Annotated in this window: 19 protein-coding genes and 1 pseudogene; 12 read left to right on the top strand and 8 right to left on the bottom strand. The window is 73.4% G+C overall.

Translation table 11 applies throughout. From position 1 onward, the window contains the following. Nucleotides 1-34 precede the first annotated feature (34 nt). The 3 genes from ACSMXO_RS32950 (at nt 35) to ACSMXO_RS32940 (ending at nt 3082) form a co-directional block, all read left to right on the top strand. Complete coding sequence (locus ACSMXO_RS32950) at nt 35-529, top strand: Rv0361 family membrane protein (RefSeq protein WP_455415083.1); 495 nt, start codon at nt 35-37, stop codon at nt 527-529. Nucleotides 530-633: 104 nt separating this feature from the next. Then, nucleotides 634-2040 carry a class II 3-deoxy-7-phosphoheptulonate synthase gene (locus ACSMXO_RS32945; protein ID WP_455415082.1) on the top strand — a complete coding sequence of 469 codons (1407 nt, stop codon included), beginning with the start codon at nt 634-636 and terminating at the stop codon, nt 2038-2040. Nucleotides 2041-2062: 22 nt separating this feature from the next. Further along, nucleotides 2063-3082 (top strand): threonine aldolase family protein, encoded by a 1020-nt coding sequence (locus ACSMXO_RS32940; RefSeq protein WP_455419369.1) that lies wholly within the window; start codon nt 2063-2065, stop codon nt 3080-3082. Nucleotides 3083-3127: 45 nt separating this feature from the next. Here ACSMXO_RS32940 and ACSMXO_RS32935 read toward each other — a convergent pair whose 3' ends face one another. Genes ACSMXO_RS32935 through pknB form a run of 3 tightly spaced genes read right to left on the bottom strand, consistent with a single transcriptional unit; the run spans nt 3128 to nt 6878 of the window. Continuing rightward, nucleotides 3128-3877 carry a M15 family metallopeptidase gene (locus tag ACSMXO_RS32935; protein WP_455415081.1) on the bottom strand — a complete coding sequence of 250 codons (750 nt, stop codon included), beginning with the start codon at nt 3875-3877 and terminating at the stop codon, nt 3128-3130. A gap of 60 nt (nt 3878-3937) precedes the next feature. Further along, complete coding sequence (locus ACSMXO_RS32930; RefSeq protein WP_455415080.1) at nt 3938-4903, bottom strand: deoxyribonuclease IV; 966 nt, start codon at nt 4901-4903, stop codon at nt 3938-3940. Next, the gene (gene pknB, locus ACSMXO_RS32925) at nt 4884-6878 is read right to left on the bottom strand and encodes a Stk1 family PASTA domain-containing Ser/Thr kinase (RefSeq protein ID WP_455415079.1); all 1995 of its coding nucleotides are present in this window, start codon (nt 6876-6878) and stop codon (nt 4884-4886) included. Before pknB ends, ACSMXO_RS32930 begins: the two co-directional genes overlap by 20 nt. A gap of 326 nt (nt 6879-7204) precedes the next feature. On the opposite strand from pknB, the gene ACSMXO_RS32920 reads away from it, so the two are divergent. Genes ACSMXO_RS32920 through ACSMXO_RS32910 form a run of 3 tightly spaced genes read left to right on the top strand, consistent with a single transcriptional unit; the run spans nt 7205 to nt 8310 of the window. Then, complete coding sequence (locus ACSMXO_RS32920; protein WP_346257858.1) at nt 7205-7570, top strand: Rv2175c family DNA-binding protein; 366 nt, start codon at nt 7205-7207, stop codon at nt 7568-7570. 15 nt (nt 7571-7585) lie between these two features. Next, nucleotides 7586-7918: a lycopene cyclase domain-containing protein gene (locus ACSMXO_RS32915; protein WP_346257857.1), complete on the top strand. Its 333-nt coding sequence runs from the start codon at nt 7586-7588 to the stop codon at nt 7916-7918. Further along, a complete protein-coding gene (locus tag ACSMXO_RS32910; protein ID WP_455415078.1) occupies nt 7915-8310 on the top strand; it encodes a lycopene cyclase domain-containing protein in 396 nt (131 codons plus the stop codon). Before ACSMXO_RS32915 ends, ACSMXO_RS32910 begins: the two co-directional genes overlap by 4 nt. A gap of 75 nt (nt 8311-8385) precedes the next feature. Here ACSMXO_RS32910 and mptB read toward each other — a convergent pair whose 3' ends face one another. The 4 genes from mptB to ACSMXO_RS32890 all read right to left on the bottom strand — a co-directional run bounded on the left by mptB (nt 8386) and on the right by ACSMXO_RS32890 (nt 13449). Then, nucleotides 8386-10020, bottom strand: coding sequence for a polyprenol phosphomannose-dependent alpha 1,6 mannosyltransferase MptB (gene mptB, locus ACSMXO_RS32905; protein ID WP_455415077.1), 1635 nt, complete (start codon nt 10018-10020; stop codon nt 8386-8388). A gap of 304 nt (nt 10021-10324) precedes the next feature. Further along, nucleotides 10325-11308 carry a polyprenyl synthetase family protein gene (locus tag ACSMXO_RS32900; RefSeq protein ID WP_455419368.1) on the bottom strand — a complete coding sequence of 328 codons (984 nt, stop codon included), beginning with the start codon at nt 11306-11308 and terminating at the stop codon, nt 10325-10327. A gap of 374 nt (nt 11309-11682) precedes the next feature. Beyond that, nucleotides 11683-13089, bottom strand: coding sequence for a helix-turn-helix domain-containing protein (locus tag ACSMXO_RS32895; RefSeq protein ID WP_455415076.1), 1407 nt, complete (start codon nt 13087-13089; stop codon nt 11683-11685). Between the two features lie 177 nt (nt 13090-13266). After that, nucleotides 13267-13449, bottom strand: a complete 183-nt coding sequence (locus ACSMXO_RS32890) for a hypothetical protein (protein WP_455415075.1) — start codon at nt 13447-13449, stop codon at nt 13267-13269. A gap of 170 nt (nt 13450-13619) precedes the next feature. On the opposite strand from ACSMXO_RS32890, the gene ACSMXO_RS32885 reads away from it, so the two are divergent. The 6 genes and pseudogenes from ACSMXO_RS32885 to ACSMXO_RS32860 all read left to right on the top strand — a co-directional run bounded on the left by ACSMXO_RS32885 (nt 13620) and on the right by ACSMXO_RS32860 (nt 17432). After that, nucleotides 13620-13823 (top strand): helix-turn-helix transcriptional regulator, encoded by a 204-nt coding sequence (locus tag ACSMXO_RS32885; RefSeq protein ID WP_455415074.1) that lies wholly within the window; start codon nt 13620-13622, stop codon nt 13821-13823. A 95-nt stretch (nt 13824-13918) separates the two neighbouring features. Continuing rightward, nucleotides 13919-14437, top strand: coding sequence for a hypothetical protein (locus tag ACSMXO_RS32880; RefSeq protein WP_346257852.1), 519 nt, complete (start codon nt 13919-13921; stop codon nt 14435-14437). 191 nt (nt 14438-14628) lie between these two features. Then, complete coding sequence (locus tag ACSMXO_RS32875; protein ID WP_346257851.1) at nt 14629-14895, top strand: hypothetical protein; 267 nt, start codon at nt 14629-14631, stop codon at nt 14893-14895. Between the two features lie 82 nt (nt 14896-14977). After that, nucleotides 14978-15895 carry a methylenetetrahydrofolate reductase [NAD(P)H] gene (gene metF, locus ACSMXO_RS32870; RefSeq protein ID WP_346257850.1) on the top strand — a complete coding sequence of 306 codons (918 nt, stop codon included), beginning with the start codon at nt 14978-14980 and terminating at the stop codon, nt 15893-15895. A 124-nt stretch (nt 15896-16019) separates the two neighbouring features. Beyond that, nucleotides 16020-16700, top strand: a pseudogene (locus tag ACSMXO_RS32865) (CDP-alcohol phosphatidyltransferase family protein); the annotation flags it as partial. Nucleotides 16701-16937: 237 nt separating this feature from the next. Then, nucleotides 16938-17432, top strand: coding sequence for a DUF418 domain-containing protein (locus tag ACSMXO_RS32860; RefSeq protein ID WP_455415073.1), 495 nt, complete (start codon nt 16938-16940; stop codon nt 17430-17432). Between the two features lie 104 nt (nt 17433-17536). Here the strand turns inward: ACSMXO_RS32860 and ACSMXO_RS32855 are convergent, their stop codons facing one another. After that, a complete protein-coding gene (locus ACSMXO_RS32855; protein WP_455415072.1) occupies nt 17537-19033 on the bottom strand; it encodes a phytoene desaturase family protein in 1497 nt (498 codons plus the stop codon). Between the last annotated feature and the right edge of the window lie 98 nt (nt 19034-19131).

Genomic DNA, 19131 nt, shown 5'->3' with positions numbered 1-19131 from the left:
CTAGGGTGGGAACCCCCTCGGTGGAAGGAGCGCGATGGTCGGCGTACGGCGGCGGGTGGTCGGCGTGGTCGCGGTGCTGGTGATGGTGCCGCTCGGCCTGGCCGGCTGCGGCCCGTTCGACGGGCTCGTCGGGCAGGGCGCCGAGCCCACCCCCACTCCGGACGAGGGCCCGGCCCGGGCCCGCGAGCGGGTGCAGGCATATCTGGACGCGATGAAGGCGAAGAGCGTCGCGGACGGCCGCGAACAGCTCTGCGAACCCCTGCGGGAGTCCTTCGACCAGGCGGCCACCGGTCCGAACGGCGACTTCGCCAAGCACTTCTCGGTCTCGGCGACGAAGATCACCGACGTCCGGGCCAACGGTGCCGACCAGGACGTCAGCACATCGATCACGGTGAAGGTCGGCGGCAAGGCCACCCCAACCAAGGTCCTCTTCACGGTCGCCCGGGCCGACGGGCAGTGGTGCATCGCCAAGGAGACGATCGGCGGCCACACCCCGGCCCCGTCCGGCTCCCCGACCGAGCCGACCTGATCGGCTCCGGGTCGCAGGGGGGGCCGCCTCTCGTGGGCTCCCACGAAGCGGACGGACGTACCTCGCTCCCGGCAGTGTGCGAGTCTCGCCGTACGCTTCTTGACATGCGCCATGAGTGGCACCAGTTGAGCTACCCCGCCGTGGGCAACACCGCGTTGCAGACCAGTCGGCCGACCGAGGATTCCGCCGAGGACGAGGCGCTCGGCCTGGACCGGTGGCGGGAACTGCCCCGGGCCCAGACACCGCCCTGGCCGGACCAGGCGGTGGTGGACGGGGTCTGCAAGATCCTCCAGAACGTGCCCTCGATCGTCGCGCCCTACGAGGTCGACCAGCTCCGGCACCGGTTGGCGCTGGTCTGCGAGGGCCGGGCGTTCATGCTCCAGGGCGGCGACTGCGCCGAGACCTTCACCGACAACACCGAGAGCCACCTGCTGGCCAACGCCCGGACCCTGCTCCAGATGGCGGTGGTGCTGACCTACGGGGCGTCGCTGCCGGTGGTGAAGGTGGCCCGGGTGGCCGGGCAGTACACCAAGCCGCGCTCGCTGCCGACCGACGCGCTGGGGCTGCCGGCGTACCGGGGCGACATGATCAACTCGCTGGAGGCGGTGCCGGAGGCGCGGGTCGCCGACCCGCAGCGCATGATCCGGGCGTACGCGAACTCGGCTGCGGCGATGAACATGCTCCGGGCGTACCTCGCCGGTGGGCTGGCCGACCTGCACGCCGTGCACGACTGGAACAAGGGCTTCGTCAAGAACTCCCCGGCCGGCGAGCGCTACGAGGCGATCGCCCGGGAGATCGATCGGGCGCTCGCCTTCATCCGGGCCTGCGGGATGACCGAGGACGAGGCGCTGCGCACGGTCACCCTCTACTGCTCGCACGAGGCGCTGGCCCTGGAGTACGACCGGGCGTTGACCCGGGTCTCCGACGGCCGGGCGTACGGCCTCTCCGGGCACTTCCTCTGGGTCGGCGAGCGCACCCGGCAGCTCGACGGGGCGCACCTGGACTTCATCTCCCGGATCGCCAACCCGATCGGCGTCAAGCTCGGCCCCACCACCACCCCCGACCAGGCGATCGAGCTGTGCGAGAAGCTGAACCCGGAGAACGTCCCCGGCCGGCTCACCCTGATCAGCCGGATGGGCAACGGCCGGGTACGCGAGGTGCTGCCGCCGATCGTGGCCAAGGTCACCGCCGCCGGTGCCAAGGTCGTCTGGCAGTGCGACCCGATGCACGGCAACACCCACGAGTCGTCCAACGGCTACAAGACCCGGCACTTCGACCGGATCGTCGACGAGGTGCTCGGCTACTTCGAGGTGCACCGGTCGCTGGAGACCCACCCGGGCGGCCTGCACGTCGAGTTGACCGGGGAAGACGTCACCGAGTGCCTCGGCGGCGCGCAGGCGATCGAGGATATCCACCTGCCGGACCGCTACGAGACCGCCTGCGACCCCCGGCTCAACACCCAGCAGTCGCTGGAACTCGCCTTCCTGGTAGCGGAGATGCTTCGTGGCTGACCACCCCACCTCCACCCCGGCCGTGGTCGACCTCCGGTCGGACACCGTCACCCGACCCACCCCGGAAATGCGCGCCGAGATGGCCGCGGCCGAGGTCGGCGACGACGTGTACGGCGAGGACCCGACCGTCAACGCCCTCGAAGCCGAGGTCGCCGCGCTCTTCGGGCACGAGGCGGCCCTCTTCGCCCCGACCGGCTCGATGGCCAACCAGATCGCCATCCAGCTGCTGGTGCCACCCGGTGAGGAACTGCTCTGCGACGCCGACGCGCACGTGGTGACGTACGAGATCGGCGCTGCGGCCGCGATCGGTGGCGTCTCCACCCGGACCTGGTCGCCGGTCGGCGCCGACGTCGACCCCGAGGTGGTCGCGGCGATGATCAGGCCGGGCGGCTACCACGCGGTGCCGACCCGGGCGATCGCCGTCGAGCAGACCCACAACCGGGGCGGTGGCGGAGTGATCCCGCTGGCCACGCTCGGCGAGCTGCGCCGGGTCGCCGACGGCGCCGGGATCGGACTGCACTGCGACGGCGCCCGGATCTGGCACGCGCACGTCGCCGACGGGGTGCCGCTGGCCGGCTACGGCGAGCTGTTCGACACCCTGTCGGTCTGCCTCTCCAAGGGGCTCGGCGCGCCGGCCGGTTCGCTGGTGGTCGGCAGCGCGGAACGGATCGCCCGGGCCCGGATGATCCGCAAGCGGATGGGTGGCGGGATGCGCCAGGCGGGGATCCTCGCCGCCGCCGGCCGGTACGCGCTGCGGCACCACGTCGAGCGGCTCGCCGCCGACCACGTCCGGGCGGCCCGGCTCGCCGACGCGCTCGCCCCGTTCGGGGTACTGGCCGGTCCGGTACGCACCAACATCGTTCCGCTGGACCTGACCAAGTGCGGGTTCGACGCCCCCGAGCTGGGCGCGGCGGCCCGGGACCGGGGCGTACTCGTCTCGGTGCTCGGCCCGCGCATCGCCCGGTTGGTGACCCATTACGACCTGGACGACGCCGGAGTGGGCCGGGCGGTCGAGGTGCTCACCGAGATCTTCCGCCGCTGACCGGAGCCGCTCCGCCGGTGTCGGGGGGCCGGATCGGGCGCCGGGTCAGCCGCCGGTGCGGCTGAAGTGCTGGTAGTCGGGGGAGCGCCAACCGCCGCCCCACTGCCAGCCGGCCGCGGCGAACGCCTCGACCAGTACGCCACCCGGGATCGCCATCCCCGGTCGGTGACCGGAGCGGTCCCGGTACGCCGCCCCGGCGGGTGGCAGCACGCGGCCGTCGATCAGGTACGGGTTCTCCACCGGGTTGACGTCGATCGCCTGCCCGTACGCGTGTACGGACCACTTTGCCGCGCCGGTGGAGACCGCCCTGCGGCAGTTGAAGCCGGACGTGTTGTCGTCGGCCATCGACCGGTCGTCGCTGCCGGCGTACGCGTCGACCGGCTGTAGCCGCCGGATCGGGAAGCGTTCCCGGTAGAGGGTGGCGAAGATCTCGACCACCTCGGCGGTGACCAACCGGTGCACGACGATCGTGCCGACCTGGGGAAGGCCGTTGAAGTCCCAGTAGTCGAGCCGGATCCGCCGGAGCTGGTCCGGGCCGACCGGGCAGCCGGGGCGCCAGCTCTCGCCGAGGTCGGCTGCGGTGACCGTGGAGACGTCGTGCTCGAACGTGGGGGCCGTGCCCGGCGGGTCGCCGGGCCGGCTCGTCGTCGGCCCGGACGGGGTGACCGACGGTCCCGCCCCGGTGGTCGACGCGCCCGCGCCGCCGGTCGGGTCGGTCGGCGGCCCGCCGCAGCCGGCCGCCGCGAGCGCGGTCAGCAGCCCGACCAGCAGCACACCCCGCACACCCCGCCCCACCGCCGCCACGCTACGCCGCCCCGAACCGCCGCCCAAACCGTCCGGCAGGCCGCCCGACCTTCAGGGGCGGAAGCGTTTGAGGGTGGCGATGTCGTCGGCGTGTCCCTGGTTCTCGCTCGGCGTCTCGACGACCACCGGGATCCCGGCGGTGGCCGGATGGGTCATCAGCTCGGCGAACGCGGACTCGCCGATGCTGCCCTTGCCGATGGTCTCGTGCCGGTCCCGGGTCGAGCCGCAGAGGTCTCGCGAGTCGTTGGCGTGCACCAGCCACAGCCGCTCCGCGCCGATCGCCTCGACCAGCGTGTCCAGCGTCTCGCGCATGCCGCCCTCCCGGGCCAGGTCGTGCCCGGCCGCCCAGGCGTGGCAGGTGTCGAAGCAGGCGCCGAGCCACGGGTGCCAGTCGACGGCGGCGAGGTACGGCTCCAGGTGCTCGACCCGGGAGGCCAGCGAACGCCCGCCACCGGCGCTCGGCTCCACCAGCAGCTTCGGACCGCCGCTGGCGGCGGCCGAGTCGAGCAGCGGGAGCAGCGCCTCGCGTACCTGTCGCATCGCCGCCTCGGCGTGCCCGGCGTCGACCGCGCTGCCGGCGTGGAAGACCACCCCGGTGGCACCGATCGCGGCGCCCCGCTCCAGGGCGTGCGCCAGGGTCGCCACCGACTTCTGCACGGTCGCCGGGGTGGGCGAGCCGAGGTTCACCAGCAGCGACGCGTGGATGTACGCCACCAGTCCGCGTTCGGAGCAGCCGGCCCGGAACGCCTCGTCCTGGCCGGGGTCGCCCGGCGGCAGCGCCCAGCCCCGCGAGTTGCCGACGTAGACCTGCACCACCTCCGAGCCGATCGCGTCGGCGTACGGCAGGGCGGCTCTGGCCAGCCCGCCGGAGGTGGGCGTGTGCGAGCCGACGGGCCGGCTCGGGGCCGGCCGGCCGCTCGCCCCGGTGCCGGACCGGCCACCCGGCGAACCGGACGTGCCGGTGCTGCCTGGGGCGGCCGGGCCGGTGGTGTGATGATCAGAAGCAGGTGATGACAACCTGGGTCCCTGGCGGCACCGGAGTGTTCTCGTTCGGGTTCTGGATCCGGACCGTCCCGTTCGGGTTGAACTGCACCACGACACCCAGACCCTGGCCCTCCAGGACCTGCTTCGCCTGCTGGCAGGGCAGGTCGACCACCCGGGGCATGTTGATGGCCGGCGGACCGTTGCTGACGTCGACCTTGATCTGCGCGTTCTTCTCCACCCCGGCGCCGTCCTGGGGCGTCTGCGCGATCACCTGGTCCTTGGGCTTGTCGGAGTCCTTGTACGACTCGGTGAGCTCCAGGCCGAGGTCTCTGACGATGTTGCGTACCTCTCTGATGTCCTTGCCGACCAGGACCGGGACGCTGATCGGCGCCTTGCCCTTGCTGACGATGACCGTGATCTTGTCACCGGGCTTGACCTCGGTGCCGACCTTCGGGCTGGTGGCGATCACCACGCCCTTCGGCAGGTTGTCGTCGTACCGGTCGGTGCCGCGGACCAGGACAAGGTTCGCGTTCTCCAGGTCGAGCTGGGCCAGGTCGAGCGTCTTGCCGGCCACGTCCGGGACCGGGAAGCGCTCCGGACCGAGGGACAGGGTGAGGGTGATCGTGCCGCCCCGCCGGATCCGGCTCGTCGACTCCGGATCCTGGGCGAGCACCTTGTCCTTGGCGATGTCCTCGCTGTAGCGGGGTTCCGCGTACTCGACCACGAAGCCCGACCGTTCGGCCTGCGCCTGGGCCTCCGTCCCGGCCAGCCCGGCCAGGCTCGGCGTCTCGGTGTAGCGGCCGAACGCGAACCACCAGCCGGTCATCCCGATCACCAGGGCGAGCGCGACCACGGTCACCACGACCGAGGCCCGACCGGCGAAGAGCTGCCCGCCGACCTCGCGGACCCGGTCGAGGAGATCGGAACCCGGGCCGGCCGCGCGGCGGCGATGCGGGGTGGTGCGTTCCCGTGGCTGGTCGGGCAGGCGGGCCCAGGAGGGACGGTCGGCGGGGCGTACCGACGAGACGACCATGGTGGGCTGCTGCACCACCATGGTCGGCTGGTCGACGGCGGGGATCTGCCGCAGTACCGCCGTGTTGGCGTTGGCGACGGTGCCGAGGTCGTCCCGGACCACCTGGACCTCGGCCTGGAACGCGCCCGCGTCCGTCGGCCGGGCTCCCGGGTCGCGCCGGGTCGCCCGGCGGACCAGCTCGTCGAGGACCGGCGGCAGGCCGGGAACCAGCCCGGAGGGCGGCGGTACGTCCCGGTCGACGTGCTGCCAGGCGACGTCCACGGCCCGGTCACCGTCGTACGGGACCCGGCCGGTGAGCATCTCGAAGAGCACGATCCCGGCGGCGTAGACGTCGGTACGCGGGTCGGCGCGGCCCTCGGTGACCAGCTCGGGTGCCACGTAGGCGACCGTCGCCATCAACTGGTTGCCGCCCTCGGTGTCGGAACTTGCCTCGACCGCCCGGGCGAGCCCGAAGTCGGCGACCTTCACCACGCTGTCGACGAGGTTGGCCGCGCCACCGCTCGGCGCCTCGGCGACCAGTACGTTCTCGGGTTTCACGTCCCGGTGCACCAGACCGGCCCGGTGCGCGGCACCGATCGCGGCGAGCATCTGCTCCAGGATCGCGAGCGCCTCGCTCGGGTTGAGCCGTTTGCGCTCGGCCAGGATCTCGCGCAGGGTCCGGCCCCGGACGTACTCCATGACCAGGTACGGCAGGCCGCCGTGGGTGCCCTGGTCGTAGACGGCCACCACGTTCGGGTGGGTCAACCGGGCGATGGTCTTGGCCTCGTCGGTGAACCGCTCCAGGAACCCGGCGAGCTGCACCTGTGCGGCCTGCGCCTGGTTCGGATGAATGATCTTGATCGCGACCGTACGGTCGAGCCGTTCGTCGATGGCGGTGTAGACGGTCGCCATCCCACCACGGGCCACGCGACCGCGGATGCGGTAGCGTCCGTCGATCAGCGAGTTCAGCAGCGTGTCGGCGACCTGTATGTCCATCGGCAGGCAGTCTATGTCTCCAGGGGGCGGCGGCAGAACAGGATGCCACAGCCGACGCCGAAGCGAAAAGTTCGTGTCGCCCGTTCCGCGCTTGGCGAAGATCGCTTCGGCCAGATTTGCCGGTGTCGTCCCGCTCATCCTGACCGGGTCGTCCCGTTCATCCTGACCGGGTCGTCCCGTTCATCCTGACCGGGCGTTTCGCTCATCCTGGCCGAGTCGTCCGGTTCGGCCCAGCCGGGTCGTCCGGTTCGGCCCAGCCGGGTCGGCCGGCAGCCTCGCGGGGAGCCGTTCGTCCGGGTCCGGGGGCGGCGTGGCAAGGTGAGCGGGTGACCGAATCCTCACCCGTCGACCCGCAGCCGACCGAGCCGGCCGGCTGGCTGAGCCTCCCGGACGTCGCCGAACGCCTCGAGGTGTCGATCAGCAAGGTGCACCAGATGATCCGGGACCGGGAGCTGCTGGCGGTCCGTCGGGACGGAACCCGGGTGATTCCGGCCGAGCTGGTGGCGAACCGGACCGTACGCAAGCACCTGCCGGGCATCCTCACCCTGCTGCACGACGCCGGGTACGACGACGAGGCGGCGCTGCGCTGGCTCTACCTGCCCGACGACACCCTGCCGGGCACCCCGGCGGCGGCACTCGGCGACGACCGGGCCCGCGAGGTCAAGCGCCGGGCCCAGGCCACCGGCTTCTGAGGCGGATCCCGCCGAATGGAGCGATTCGCCTACCTGGTGGTGCTCGCCGGGTGCGTCGGCGCCGCGCTGTGGCTGGAGCCGGTCCTGCGGGTCAACGTGTTGCGGCGGTGGCGGCGGTTGCTGCTCACCCTGCTACCCGTGGTGGTGCTCTTCGCGCTCTGGGACCTGGCCGCGATAGCTGCCGGGCACTGGACCTTCGACCCGGAACAGACCACCGGGGTACTGCTCCCCGGCGGCCTGCCACTGGACGAGCTGCTCTTCTTCGTCGTCGTACCCTGCTGTGCCATCCTCGGCTTCGAGGCGGTCCGCGCGGTGCTGCGCTGGCCGGCCGGCGACGAGTCGCCGTGAGCTACACGGTGGCCGCCCTGCTGGGGGTGACCGGCGCCGTACTGGCCGACCTCTTCGTGCTGCGTACCCGGCTGCTGCTCCGGCCGGTGTTCTGGGCCACGTACCCGATCATCGTGTTCTTCCAGTTGATCTCCAACGGCATTCTGACCGGCCGGGGCATCGTCCGGTACGCCCCGGACGAGATCATCGGCTGGCGCCTGGCGTACGCGCCGGTGGAGGACCTGCTGTTCGGCTTCGCCCTGGTGCTGCTGACCCTGGCCGTCTGGGTCCGGCTGGGCCGGGCCGGCGTGCAGCGAACCCCGGCCGCCGGTGAGGGCTCCCCGCTGCTCCGGCTGGTCGACCGGAAGCGATCGGACCGCCGGGCCACGCGACCGCTGGAACGAGACCGCTGACGGCCCGCCGCCGCTGGAGCGAGAGCGTCAACACCTCCGCCTCGGCTGGTCCGAGACCGTTGACGGGGTCGACCGTCAGCCCGGTCGCCGGGACCGCCGGTTCCGGTACGCCACCCCGGCCAGGACCAGCAGCAGGGCCACGTCGAAGAGGGCGCCGGGCAGCTTGGTGAGCACGGCCAGCCCGAGTCCGCTGGGCAGCACCAGGAAGCTGAGCACGACCACCGCGACGGCCACCCGGTGGACCCAGCGCCGGACGGACAGGCCCGCCGCGAGCACGGTGACGGCGATCAGCCCGTACCAGGGGTAGAAGATCGGGGAGAGCAGGGCGAGGGCGGTGAAGGCCAGGCCGGTGATGGTCACCAGTCGACGGCGGGCGCGGGTCGGGTCGGGTGCCGATCCGGCCCGCCCGGCCCGGACCAGCAGGATCGCGAGCGTTCCGGCCAGCGCGACGAGGCCGAGGAGTCGGGCCGCCGCCACCGCGTCGTCGACCGCCTCCGCACGTCCGGCGAGCCGCAGCAGGTATCCGGCCGCCATGCCCAGCCCGCTGGGTACCGAGGTCCACTGCACCAGCCGGCCGGTGTCGGAGAGGGCGGAGATCCAGCCGAGGTCGAGGCCGGTGACCAGAGTCACCCCGGCGAACGCCAGGACCGCACCAGCCAGCCCTCCGGCGGCCGACAGCGCGAGCAGCCGGCGATCGAGGAGTATGCCCGGCAAGCGTGCCCGCCGCCATCCGGACGGTCGCCTTCGGGCCCCGCTGGCCCGCTCGTAGTGCGTCAGGCGGACTGTGTCGACGGCGCCGGCAGAGCCCGGGGCGCGACCGGGCTGGACGGTGGCGAGCAGCAGGGCGAACGGCAGCGCCACGATCGCGGTGACCTTGATCGCGACCGCCAGCCCGAGCAGTGCGCCGGTGACGAGTCCGGCCCGCCCGGCGCCGAAGGCCGACGACCCGCCGGCTGCCAGGGACAACGCGGCCAGGACCAGCCCCAGCACCAGGGCGTCGTTGTGCGCCCCGCCGAGCGCGTGGACCAGGACGAGCGGCGAGACCAGACCGAGCCAGGTGGCGTGGAGCGGGTCGACGCCACCCGCCCGGGCCAGCCGGGGCAGGCAGCCGGCGACGAGGACGACGCCGGCCAGCGCCTCGGCGCGGAGCAGTGCGATCACGACCAGCAATTGGCCGTCGGTGGACGTGGTGATCGCCCGGGCCACCGCGACCGCCCCGCCGGCTAGGGCCACCGCCAGCGGCCCGTACGGGGTCGGGGTGTCCCGCCACAGTGCGGGTACGGCGTCCGACCAGACGCATCCGCCCGGCAGGACGCCGACGGAGTACGGGTCGACGCCGTCGAGCCAGAGTGCGCCCTGGCAGGCGTAGGCGTACGCGTCCCGGCTGCCGACAGGGGGCGCGACCAGCAGCGGAGCCGCCCAGAGCAGCCCGGTACGCAGCAGCCAGCCCAGCGGTACGCCCGCCGGCTCGCGCCGCATCCGTACGCCGAGCCGCCACCAGATGCCCGCCAGCGCCGCCAGTCCGGTGACCCAACCGGCCAGGCCGAGCCAGTATCCCCAGGTGTCCGGCACCGGCGCCGCCTCGGCGGCACCCGCCGGCAGTGCTCCCACCCCATAGGCGCTGGCCGCCAGCGTGGCGCTGGCGGCGAGCCCGGCCATCCGGAGCCGGCTGGGCCGATCCGGGGCGGGCGGCGCTGCGACGGGTCGCACGAAACCAGCATCTCCAGCCGCCGGTACGCCGGACGGCCGGTTCGCCCGGGAGACCGGAAAAGACGGGCGGTCAGGACCGGGGACCGGAGCCGTCCAGGTGGAAGCCGCACGGGGTAACGAGCACGTCACGACGGGGAGAGCCGGTCGCGACGGGGCCACGACGGGGAGAGCCGGTCGCGACGGGGCCACGACGGGGAGAGCCGGTCGCGACGGGGCCACGACGGGGAGAGCCGGTCGCGACGGGGCCACGGCGAGGAGAGCCGGTCGCGACGGCAGAGCGGGCGGCTTCCGTCCGCTGTCCGGCTCAGTCCTTGCGGCGGGTGGCCACGACCGCGAGGTCCACCAGTACCTCGCGGGCCTCGGCCTCCAGATCGACGCCGACCAGCGCGGCCAGCGCCGTGTCGGTGAGCGTGGCTATCCGCCGCTCGGTGCGGTCGAGTGCCCCGCTGCTGGTGATGATCTCGCGCAGGACCTCGATGCCGGCCCGGTCGAGCCCGGGGTCGCCGAGTCGGCGGTTCAGCAGTTCCCGTCCGGCCGGGCTGGTCGCCTCCAGGGCCGCCGCCACCAGGTAGGTACGTTTGCCTTCCCGCAGGTCGTCCCCGGCCGGCTTACCGGTCTGGCCGGGATCGCCGAATACGCCGAGTACGTCGTCCCGGAGTTGGAATGCCTCGCCCAGCGGCAGCCCGTACCCCGAATACGCGGCCCGCAGCTCGGCGGGCGCGTCGGCGAGCGCGGCGCCGAACAGCAGCGGTCGCTCGACGGTGTATTTGGCGGACTTGTACCGGGCGACCTTGCTCGCCCGGTCGACCGAGGCGTCCCGGGTCGCCTGGGCGAGCACGTCCAGGTACTGCCCGATGGTGACCTCGGCACGCATCTCGTCGAAGACCGGCCGGGCCCGGCTGACCACGATCGGGTCGAGGCCGCTGCCGTGCAGCAGCTCGTCGGACCAGACCAGGCACAGGTCGCCGAGCAGGATGGCGCTGGACTCGCCGAACCCGTCCGGTTCGCCGCCCCAGCCGGCCGCCCGGTGCTGGGCGGCGAAGCGGCGGTGGATCGACGGCTCGCCGCGCCGCGTGTCGGACCGGTCCATCAGGTCGTCGTGGATCAAGGCGCTCGCCTGCACGAATTCCAGCGCGGCCAGGCCGCTGACGATCTCGTCAGAGTCGAGCCCGCCCGCCCCCCGGTAGCCCCAGTAGCCGAACGCCGGCCGCAGTCGCTTGCCGCCACCGAGCACGAACGCCTCCAGCGCGTCGGCGACCGTGGCGAGCCCGTCATCGACACCGGTCATCCAGGCTCGCTGTTTGACGAAGAACCGGGCCAACGAGTTGTCGACCCGCTGGCGCAGGCCGGCGCGGTCGACCGGTGGGACAGGGGCGGATGCGTTCACGCCATGACGCTAGTGGATCGACCATCCGAGTGCGCGGTGCGGCTACGCCACGAGCTTCGGGCCGTGGCCGGAATCGGCTCGCTCGTCCGGCTGTCCGCCCTGCTCAGAGGCATGATCGACCGCGTGCCATCCGGTGCGGTCTGCCCGCCAGGCAAAGATATTGGTCGATGGGTGTCCCGGCGGCGGGACCGCCGACGGTCACCCGGTGTGTTTCTCCTTGACCGCGACCGGCACCCCGGCGACCCGCCCCCGGTCGACTGGACGGGTACACGGGGTCATCCGGCCAGAGCTGCCGGTGGCGTCGCGGGCAGGTAGCGACGGGTGGCCGCCGCCAGCGCCGCGTGCCGTCGGCCGGCGGGCTCCGTCCGGTACGCCGCGAGCCGCCGGCCGACACCGGCCAGTTCCGCCGCCGCCCGCGCCGACCCGGACCGTACGGCGTCGAGCAGCGCCGCGTCGGCCACCTCGGCGGCCCGTTCCCACTCGCCCAGGTCGAGACAGGCGTGCGCCAGCCAAGCACCGTAGACCGCCGCCGTCCTCGGCTGCCCCGGCCGGGTCAGCGCGGCGCGGAGCAGTGGCTCGGCGCGTAGCGGGCGGCGCAGCGTGGCCAGGCAGCGTCCGGTCATCGCGGCGAGTTCACCCTCGTCCAGCCAGTAGAGCCAGGCCGGCTCCCGGGGCGGCTCGCGTCGCCCGGTCGCCCGCTCGGCGGCGCGCAGTGCGGCGTGCGCCGCCCGCCGCTGCCCGCACCGCGCCGCCGCGAAGGCGATCCGGTGCAGCAGCAGCGCCCGCAGTCCGGCCGGGGCGGTGCGCCGGGCGCCGAGATATCCGGTACGGGCGAGCAGCAGGCCGCCCCGGGCGTCGCCGAAGGCGCTGAGCAGGTGGCTGGCCGCGCCGAGTACGTGCGCGCCGAGGCTCCGGTCGCCGGCACCGGCGGCGGCGGTCAGCGCCAGCCGGTAGGCGCGGAGTGCGGCGCCGACCTCGCCCGCGTCGGTGTGCAGCCAGCCGGCGAGCTGCGCCGCCTCGGCGACCAGCGGCAGTGCCCGCCGCCCGGGGCGGCCGGTCGCGTACCGCGCTGTCGCCAGGGTGAGCCGGCCGGCCGGGGATGACAGGAGGTCCCCTCCACCCACCAGGTCGTCGAGCCGCCGCACCCCGGCAACCCCGGCCGTATCGAGCGGCAACTCGGGCGCCTGCTCGCCAGCCCTTCCCGACCGGCCCGAATCCATCCGCGCCGGCCCGACCATGACCCCTCGGGTCGGTTCGACCGGCATGGTGATCGTCGGTCCGACCGGCCCGTCCGGATCGGTGAGCCAGGCGTGCGCCGAGGTCAGTAACTCCTGCCGGGCCCGGACCGCGCCCGGATTTCCACCGTCTCTGCCCTCTCCGCCGTCGGCCGTCGTGGGCCGGCTCGCGGCGGCGGCGACCGCCAGCTCTTCGACGGGCACTTCGAGCACGGCCGCCAGCCAGCTCAGCCAGAACTGGCCGGGCACCCGCTGCTGCCGCTCCCACCGGGACACCTCGTGCCGGCTGACCGTCGGTACGCCGGAGGCGGCGCAGAGCTGCTCGGCCACCCGAAGTTGGCTCCAGCCCCTGGCCAGGCGTAACTCGGTCAGCAACGTGCCGAGTGAACCCGGTGCGGCGGGGCGGCCGGACGCGGAGTCGTGCGGGTGGTGCTCGGGTCGGGGCATGGGCGGTCCTTCGGCGCGTGACGATCTGACGAACCTGCTGCTGACCCCCGCGCACGACCCCGGAGACCGGCGACCCCGCCTCCCTGCGCGGCTCAATTCCTACCGGCCGGGTACGACGTTCTACGGGGATCGGAGGCAGCCGGGCGGGTACGGAAGGTCCGGTAATCCGTCGGCGTGCTAGGCGAGGGGTTCTCGGGCGGTCCACGCGACGAACCGCTGAAACAGGACCTTGGGCTCCGGCTCGGGGTTCGGGTTGAGGCGGTGCAGGTCGGCCAATGCCTCCATGAGCTGTGCCGACATGTATAGGGCAAGTCCGACCGGAGCGTTCTGGAATTCGGCCCGCAACAGTAGTCGCGCCATGCCGCAGGGCCAGGGCTGCCCGGGGCAACCCGAACAGTGCCACGACGGGCGTCGGGGCGAGTGCGGCCGGAGCCGGAACGGCATCGGACGCTCGGGGATCGGGAGCTGGTTCGGATAAGCCATGCCCTAAGTGTTGACGTCGTAGTTGTCGACGTCAACAGCGAGTGCAGTTGCTTAGCGTCGGCCATGTGGAGGAACTGGTCGGGGTGGCTGAGATCCGCGACATGTTGGGCGGCAACCTGTCCCGACAGCGGGTGCACGTCATCACCAGCCACCGAGACTTCCCAGCTCCGATCCAGAAGTTGAAGATGGGCAACGTGTGGTTGAAGCGGGACGTCGAGGAGTGGATTAAGGCACGGCAAGCTGCCGGATAGCACCGTCCCCCTGGCGGCCCCGGGTGTCGGTTTCAGGGAGGGATGGGGATCATCCCCGATCATCCCGGCACCGCTCCGACCTAGCGTCGGAGGGCATGTCCGCTTCCGTACCGCAGACCGACGACCGCCGGGCCAACCGGACACCGACCCGGTGGACCCGACCGGTGCAGAACCTGACCCTCGCCTGCTCGCTCCTCTTCCTGCTCGGCACGGCGCTACAGAACTTCGTGGTCATCGACCTCCGGGCGATGGAGGAGATGATGCGGCTGGCCGGCTCGACCGAGGCGCAGGCCCAAGCCGACGCGCCCGGCTTCCTGACCGGGTTCCGGGTCGTCGGCTGCGTCTACCTGGTCGGCAACGCGGTCGGCCTGCTCGCCAGGACCGGACGGGCCTGGGTCTTCTGGACGGTGCTGGCCGTGAACGCGACCCAGGCGGCCGGACTGGTGATGATCCCGCCGGAGGTCTTCGAGGCCACCCGGGACCGGTTCGGCGTGCCGGGGCTGCTGCCGTCGTACGTCACGGACGGCGGGGCGGCGGTGCTCACCGTCGTACTGCTGGCGGCCCTGCTGCGGTACCGGCGGCCGTGGGCGTACGCGAGGACTCCGGCACCGTAACCCCCGCCCCGGAGCCGGTGCGCGTGCTGGCCCCGGGGCCAGTGGGTTGGCCCCTCCCTGCTGGCTCCTCCCCGTCGGCCCGATCCGCCGTTCGATCGGAGGCGACGGTCCACCACCGACCGGTACGCCTCCCCGGGCACCGGCCGGCACCGGTGACCGTCGATTCCGATCGACCGCCGAGGAGTGCCGCCGTGCCCAGCGAGTTGCCGTTCGACCCGGAGAACCCGCCCGACGAGCCGCCGCCGGAGGCGGTGCAGCCGATGGCCTGGCGGCTGGCGGTACGCCTGCATCGGGAGCACAGTCCGCTGCCCGCCGGGCCGGCGACCCCGGTCTCCGGTCCGGCCGGGCCGAACGTCTGCCGCGCCTGTGCCGACCCCTGGCCCTGCCACGGCCGGCAGATCGCCGTACGCGGACTGCTCGCCGCCTGCCGCGCTCCCGATGCCCGCGGCGACCGTTAGATGGGATTGAAAAGCGGACTCCCCACCCCGAACGGGACCGAATGGTGCAAGATCGAGCCGGCCGGACCGGTAGAGTCGCGGCGTGGCGCTCGGTCTTCCCTCTGTCCTCCCCGACTCGCGGCCGTCGATCGGGGACCTCGTCCGTGGTCCCACGCCGACCTTCTCCTTCGAGTTCTTCCCGCCGAAGACGGAGAAGGGCGAGCGGCTGCTCTGGCAGGCGATCCGCGAGCTGGAGTCGCTGCGCCCGTCGTTCGTCTCGATCACCTACGGTGCCGGCGGGACGACCCGGGACACCACCGTCGCGGTGACCGAGCGGGTCGCGACCGAGACCACCCTGCTGCCGATGGCGCATCTGACCGCGGTCGACCACTCGGTCGCCGAGCTGCGCAACGTGATCGGCCGGCTGGCCGGCGCCGGGGTGCGGAACGTGCTCGCGGTGCGCGGCGACCCGCCGGGCAACCCGATGGGCGAGTGGGTGCAGCACCCGGCCGGCGTGCTCTATGCCGAGGAACTGGTCCGGCTGGTCCGCGAGGCGGGCGACTTCAGCGTCGGGGTGGCGGCGTTCCCGTACAAACACCCTCGGTCGCCGGACATCGCCACCGACACGCGGTACTTCATCCAGAAGTGCCGGGCCGGCGCCGACTTCGCGATCACCCAGATGTTCTTCGACGCCGACGACTACCTCCGGTTGCGCGACCGGGTGGCGGCGGCCGGCTGCGACACGCCGATCCTGCCCGGCGTCATGCCGGTCACCCAGCTCAGCACGATCGAGCGCTCCCAGCAGCTCTCCGGGGCGCCGTTCCCGCCCGCGCTGGCCGCCCAGTTCGAGCGGGTCGCCGACGACCCGGAGGCGGTCCGCCGGCTCGGCGTCCAGCAGGCCAGCGAGATGTGTCGCCGGCTGCTCGACGAGGGCGTGCCCGGGATCCACTTCATCACCCTCAACCGGTCGACCGCGACCCGCGAGGTCTGGCAGAGCCTCCAGGCCGGCGTCGGAGTCTGAACGGATGCGGCCCGAGCCGGCTCCGGGCCCGTGCGGCGACGCCCGAGGCCGCGCCTGTCCCACCGTCGACCCGGATCCGGACCCGCGGGCGCGACCTGGGCCGCCGTCCGGCGGTTGAGCCAGCGTGGGCAACCGGTTGACGTGGGACGAGTACGCCAACAAATGGGCGCGGCTGCACGGCGGCTTCGACCCCCGGATGGCCACCACCTCGGTGCGCCGCTGGCTGCGGATGTCGTACGCCCTGGGCTGTTTCTTTGCCCGGCTGCACGTGTCGCCGACCGCGGTGACGGTGCTCGGGGTGCTGCTCTGCATCGGCGTACCGGTGGCGGTCGGCCAGTCCCGGCCGGGGCCGGTCGGGCCGCTCCTGGCGGCGGGGTTCGTGCTGCTCGCCGCCGTGGCGGACAGCATCGACGGCGCGGTCGCCGTGGTCACCGGCCGGACGACCCGGCTCGGATACGTCTACGACTCGCTGGCCGACCGGGTCGGCGAGGTCTGCTGGCTGATCGCCTTCTGGCTGGTGGGCGCCCCCGGCGTGCTGGTGGTGGCGGCCGGAGCGCTCTCCTGGTTGCACGAGTACACCCGGGCCCGTTCGGTCTCGGCGGGGATGAAGGAGATCGGCACCGTCACCGTGGGGGAGCGGCCGAGCCGGGTCAGCGTCGCCGTGGTGGGGCTGCTGGTCGCCGGGGTGGCATACCTGATCATGCCGGAGCTGGCGGCCGGCACGATCACCGTGGCCACCGCGATCTGGGTGCTGCTCGGCTTCTTCGGCATGGTCCAGTTGCTCTCGGCGGTGCGCCGGTCGCTGGACACCGGCAAGGAGCCGACGGGCCGGGGAGCGGGCGGTAGTGCGCCGGCCGGCCAGCCGTCGGCCGCCGGTCGGCCGGTCGGGGTGGAATCCTCCGGCCGGCAGCCGATCGGGGAGGAGCCGACCGGCAACCATCTCCCCGGCAAGGAGTTGGCTCGCCGCGAGCCGACCGGAGTCGAACTGAGCCGCCGCGAACCACCCGAGTGACAGCCGCGACCGGCCCTGGATGACGGCCGCGTGCTCGGGTTGTGGGCGGGGCGTCGACGCGTCCTGGAGCAGCCGCAGCGATACCCGAGGCTGCTGGTCAGCGTGGCAGTGGTCGGAATCGGCGCCGCCGTGCTCGGCGCCCAACCGATCTCGCTGGTCCTCGCCGGGGTGGTGCCGATCCCGGACCGGGCAACGCTCGAACTGCTCGGTCCCCTGCACGACACGACCGGGCTCCTCGGCGGTCTCGGGTACGCCGCCCTGCTGTCGCTGATCGCCGTCCGGCTCCAGGCGCGTCGTCCTCGGCCGGTGGTCGACGCGATCGCCGCCGCCGGTCAGCGGTCGATGACCTGCTACCTGGCCCAGTCGATCGTCTGGGCCGTCGCGTTCACCCCGTTCCTGCTCGATCTCTCCGACCCCCTCACCGTCGCCGGGACGGCGTTGCTGGCCGCCACGACCTGGCTGGGCACCGTGCTGCTCGCCGACTGGATGCCCGGACCGGGCGGCGCGGGCCGTTCGAGGTGCTGACCCGGCGGGTCACCTACCGGCAGCCGCTGCGCTAGGCCGTCCGCCCACAGGGGGCGGTGGACGGCTCTGGCGGGGTGTCGACACAGGACGGGCAGTCGGTCCGGTCAGGCCGGGCCGATCTCGCCCGCGACGATCTGCGCGGAGAGTGCCACCATCGGCAGGCCGCCGCCCGGGTGGGTGGAGCCGCCGACCAGGAACAGGCCACGGGCCGGACCCCGGTTGCCGGGCCGCAGCAGCCCGCCGACGCTGCCGTGGATCGCCCCGCCCGGGGCGCCGGCCGTGCCGGCCAGGTCGTCCGGGGTACGCGCCTCCCGGAAGACGAGCCGGTCCCGCACGTCCACCCCACGGTCGGCGAGCACCTCAAGGACCCGGTCGGCGTAGGCGTCCGCCAGCCCCGGCCGGCGCCAGTCGACCCCGCCCAGCGTCCGTCCCTGCCGGGGCGCGTTGACCAGCACGAACCATGCCTCGTGCCCGGCCGGCCGGACCAGTGGATCGTCGGGCACGCTGACGAAGACCGTCGGGTCGGCCACCGGGCGGGCCGGTACGCCCCGGCCGGGGTCGCCGAAGACCGCGTCGAACTCGGCGTCGTAGTCGGCCGGGAAGAAGACGTTGTGGTGGGCCAGGCCGGAGTTGCCGCGCACTCCGAGCAGCAGGACGAAGCCGGCCAGGCTGCGGTCGGTCAGCCGGGCCAGCCGGTCCGGGGTCGGCAGCAGGTCCCGGTAGAGGGTCAGCGCGTCGGTGTTCGCCACCACGACGTCCGCCGGTACCGGGCTGACGGCGCCGGCCAGCCGTACCCCGTGCACCCGGCCGCCGGCCGCGTCGATGCCGGTGACGGTGCTGCCGGTCGCCACCACCACACCCAGGTCGAGGCAGCGGGAGAGCAGCGCGTCGGCGAGGGTGCCGAGCCCGCCGCGCGGGTACCACCCGCCGAAGGCCAGTTCGGCGTACGGGACGGCGGCGAGCGCGGCCGGCGCCCGGCGCGGATCGGCGCCGGTGTAGGTGGCGTACCGGTCCAGCAGCATCCGGAGCCGGGGTTCGCGCAGGTGGCGCCGGCCCAGGTCGCGTAGCGTCCGACCGGGGGCGATCGCGGCCAGGTCCCCGAGCCGCCAGGAGAGCTTCGCCAGGTCCCGGGGGGAGTCGACGGGCCGACGCAGCACGTCCCGCCAGGCGGCCGTCCAGACCCGCTCGGCGCGGCGCCACAGCCGCCGCCAGTCGTCGGCGGACTCCGCGCCGAACCGCTCGGCGATCCGGGCCGCGAAGACCTCGGGATCGGCACACGAGTCGAGCACCGTTCCCGAGGCGGTGGTCGACGGTGGGAAGACGTGCCGGACGATCGGGTCCAGCGGCATCAGGTCGACGTACTCGTCCAGTGTGGCGCCGGTCGCCTCGAACAGGTCGGCGAAGACCTGCGGCAGGGTGAGCAGGCTGGGACCGGTGTCGAACCGGAACGTCCCGGCCGGCGTCTCCCGGACGTACCGGCCGAGTTTGCCACCGACCACATCGGACCGCTCGTAGACGGCGACCTCGTGGCCGAGTGCCGCTAATCGGGCTGCGGCGGCCAAACCGCCCACCCCCGCGCCGATGACGACCACCCGACTCACGTACGCCCCCTCGTCACGGTCAACCGCCGTCGCCGTACCAGTGGCCCGGAGCGGCGCCCGGGTGCGTACCCGTCGCCGGCTCGGCGCACCGACCGTCC

The organism is Plantactinospora sp. DSM 117369, assembly GCF_053764795.1.
The sequence above is the reverse complement of the archived record's forward strand: the minus strand, read 5'-3'. Positions and strand labels throughout refer to the sequence as shown.